This window comes from Thalassobaculum litoreum DSM 18839 (assembly GCF_900102465.1).
Lineage (GTDB): Bacteria > Pseudomonadota > Alphaproteobacteria > Thalassobaculales > Thalassobaculaceae > Thalassobaculum > Thalassobaculum litoreum.
Map to the genome: position 1 here is coordinate 1 of NZ_FNBW01000043.1, position 2,832 is coordinate 2,832.

The 2,832-nt window shown below is 61.4% G+C and carries 4 protein-coding genes and 2 pseudogenes; all 6 read left to right on the forward strand.

Annotation, left to right across the window (positions count from 1 at the left end; translation table 11 throughout):
* Positions 1-435 precede the first annotated feature (435 nt).
* Positions 436-767, forward strand: a pseudogene (locus tag BLS34_RS25105) (transposase); the annotation flags it as partial.
* A complete protein-coding gene (locus tag BLS34_RS26805; protein ID WP_425441480.1) occupies positions 746-1,030 on the forward strand; it encodes an IS66 family transposase in 285 nt (94 codons plus the stop codon). The pseudogene BLS34_RS25105 and the gene BLS34_RS26805, both read left to right, overlap by 22 nt.
* A gap of 22 nt (positions 1,031-1,052) precedes the next feature.
* Complete coding sequence (locus tag BLS34_RS26810; protein WP_425441481.1) at positions 1,053-1,166, forward strand: transposase domain-containing protein; 114 nt, start codon at positions 1,053-1,055, stop codon at positions 1,164-1,166.
* A complete protein-coding gene (locus BLS34_RS25115) occupies positions 1,127-1,804 on the forward strand; it encodes a plasmid pRiA4b ORF-3 family protein (protein WP_245702180.1) in 678 nt (225 codons plus the stop codon). The genes BLS34_RS26810 and BLS34_RS25115 overlap by 40 nt, the downstream gene beginning before the upstream one ends.
* A 106-nt stretch (positions 1,805-1,910) precedes the next feature.
* A pseudogene (locus BLS34_RS25120) lies at positions 1,911-2,182 on the forward strand (integrase core domain-containing protein); the annotation flags it as partial.
* A 281-nt stretch (positions 2,183-2,463) separates the two neighbouring features.
* On the forward strand, positions 2,464-2,754 hold the full coding sequence (locus BLS34_RS25125; RefSeq protein ID WP_139189499.1) for a hypothetical protein: 291 nt from the start codon (positions 2,464-2,466) through the stop codon (positions 2,752-2,754).
* Positions 2,755-2,832: the final 78 nt, after the last annotated feature.

The window sequence follows — 2,832 nt, forward strand, 5'->3', positions numbered from 1 at the left end:
ACCGCTTCACGACGAAACTCCGGCGTCGCTCTGTTCCCTCGTCCCATGAAACACCTCCTGGTTCCTCAGTTGGTGCTCTCCACTTTTCCAGGGCAAGTCCAAGACGGCTTTGCTAACGTTCGTGATGTCGGACTCTGAAAAAGCCCCGCGTCCCAAAAATTTTACTAAACGCTATTATAATCTAGGTCTATCCCGAATGTGCGGGGCGGTCCGGTTTTGACCCGAAGCCGTTGCGTACGAAGCCTTCACAAAGTGACAAACCGTACGAGAGTTCGGTAGTTTGGGGGCCTAAGTGCATCAGTGCGATGTCTTTGTCAGAACGCCGCCGTTGTCTGCCCTCGTGTACGTCCTTGTGATGTGCCTCCACTAAATGCCCTCGAAGTTGGCTAGAGTTTTCCGGGTCTGATTCCTTGGCTGGGAGAGGAGCGGAAGACGATGAAGGCATCCAGATTCACGGACGCGCATAAGGCGTTCATCATCAAGCAGGGCGAGGATGGAACGCCGGTGGCGGAGGTTTGCCGTCAGGCTGGGATCAGCCAGGCGACTTACTTCAATTGGAAGAAGAAGTACGCGGGCATGATGCCGTCTGAGATGCGGCGGATGCGCGAGCTCGAGCATGAGAATGCGCGCCTGAAGAAGATCGTCGCCGACCAGTCGCTCGACAAGGAGATGCTGCAGGACGTGATCAAGCGAAAGCTCTGAGGCCTGGTCGGAAGAGAACGCTGGTCGATGCGATGCGATCGGAGTGGGTGGTCTCGATCCGCCGCCGGAGCGGCGCGCCGCCGCCCGCGACGAGCGTGCCCGGCCGCTGGTCGCCGAGCTCGAGGCGTGGCTGCGTCAGAACCGCCGCGCGCTGTCCACGAAGTCGGCCACGGCCAACGCCATCGACTACCTGCTCAAGCGCTGGCCGTCGTTCACCCGCTTCCTCGACGACGGCCGGATCTGCCTGTCCAACAACGCCGCCGCCGCAACTGGACCTTCGCCGGATCCGATACCGGCGGCCGCCGGGCAGCGGCCCTCTACACGTTGATCGCGACCTGCAGGCTCTCGATCTGCGCGCCTGGCTTGCCGACGTCCTCGAGCATCTGCCCGGGCATCCCTCGAACAGGCTCCACGAACTCCTGCCGTGGAACTGGAAGAGCACCGCTGCCACACTGGCCGCATGACCGACACCGTCGACGAGATCGCCAGCATCCGCATCGAGCTCCGGCACACCGAGCCGCCGATCTGGCGCCAGGTCGAGGTCCCGACCTCGATCACGATGAAGGGCCTGCACGACGTCGTACAGGCCGCCATGGGCTGGTTCGACAGCCACCTCTGGGAGTTCACCGTCGACCGGCAGCGCTACGGGCCGCCGATGGGCCAGGACTGGGGCCAGGACTGGGGCCAGGACTGGGGAACGCAACCCAGCCGCGATGCCGCCAAAGTGCGGCTGCGCGACGTGCTGCGGCCGCCCCGCACCACGATCGACTATCTCTACGACTTCGGGGACGGCTGGGAACACCGGCTCACCGTCACCAAGCTGCGCCAGGGCGAGCCCGGCATCGGCTATCCGCGCTACGTCGCCGGCGAGCGCAACGCTCCGCCCGAAGACTGCGGCGGAATCCCCGGCTTCTACGAGCAGCTCGACATCCTCGCCGACCCGCAGCACCCGGACCACGAGGAGGTTGCCGAATGGTTCGATGACTACGACCCCGAGGCCCTCGACGAACTCGTGATCAAGACCGCACTCGGCCGCATCGCCAAGCGCCGAAACGCCGCCGCGGCACGGCTGGCGAAGAAGAAATCCACCTCAACCAGCTGATGCCAACGACGGTCGGCTCACGAGCGGTCCGAAAACCCGCAACCCCCACAACCGCGGCCGTCACCGGATGCGTACGATCTGTCAGACCCTGTTGATACCGGAGTGAATCTCCCGGGATATGGACCTGTGAGCGTATCGGTGGGGCGTGACGCTCGAATTCTCACGCCCTGGCAACCCACTGACAACGCGTTCATCGAGGCGTTCAACGGACGGCTCCGGGCGGAATGTCTGAACGCCCACTGGTTCCTGAGCCTCGCCGATACGGCGGAAAAGTTGGAGGCTTGGCGTAGAGACTACAACGAACAGCGGCCACACAGCGCAATCGGGAACAAGGTCCCGGCAGCGCTCATGAAATCAGCACACGCAGCCAGCCCGTGATGCTGACCAGGGCCCGAAAACTCTAGCTCCAACCGGGGGCACGTTCGGGGGCACTCCATCGATGCCCGGGCTTTACCAATAGCCGGAGGAAACTCGGGGCCCAGGTCACTGCGTCAGCGGCTCATGGCTGGCCACATTCATCTTTGCAATGATAACGGTGCGAATGTCACGGCCTGACATAAACCGAAACATTTCGACGTCACACGCACATAATGGAGTTGCATGATACCCGCATATTCCGAGCATCGATCGCGTGATCGCTTATATTGGGAGTGCGAAAGATGCTGGGCCTACGAACAAGGGATCATTCGTCATCATCCACTTTCGCCCGTGAGACCTGGGCGACGATGGTCGAAGTCATGCCGGTGAACGTCATGGTCTGCGATATCAAGACCTTTGATGTTCTCTATGCGAACAAGGCGACGATAGAGACTCTTCGATCGATCGAGCATGCGCTTCCGATCAAGGCGAAGGATCTTGTTGGGTCGTCGATCGACGTATTCCACAAGAATCCGTCCCATCAGCGTGGCATGCTGGCGAACGAGCACAATCTGCCTGACCTGCTCCCCTGAAAGCTCCGCATTGTGAGGTTAGTCTGTTCCTCTGACGAGGAGATGGACGATGAAGCGCAGTCGGTTCAGCGAAGAGCA

Bases quoted from the DNA above. Each gene is read 5' to 3' on its own strand.
- BLS34_RS25125 (WP_139189499.1), top strand. From the start codon at position 2,464: ATGCTGGGCCTACGAACAAGGGATCATTCGTCATCATCCACTTTCGCC.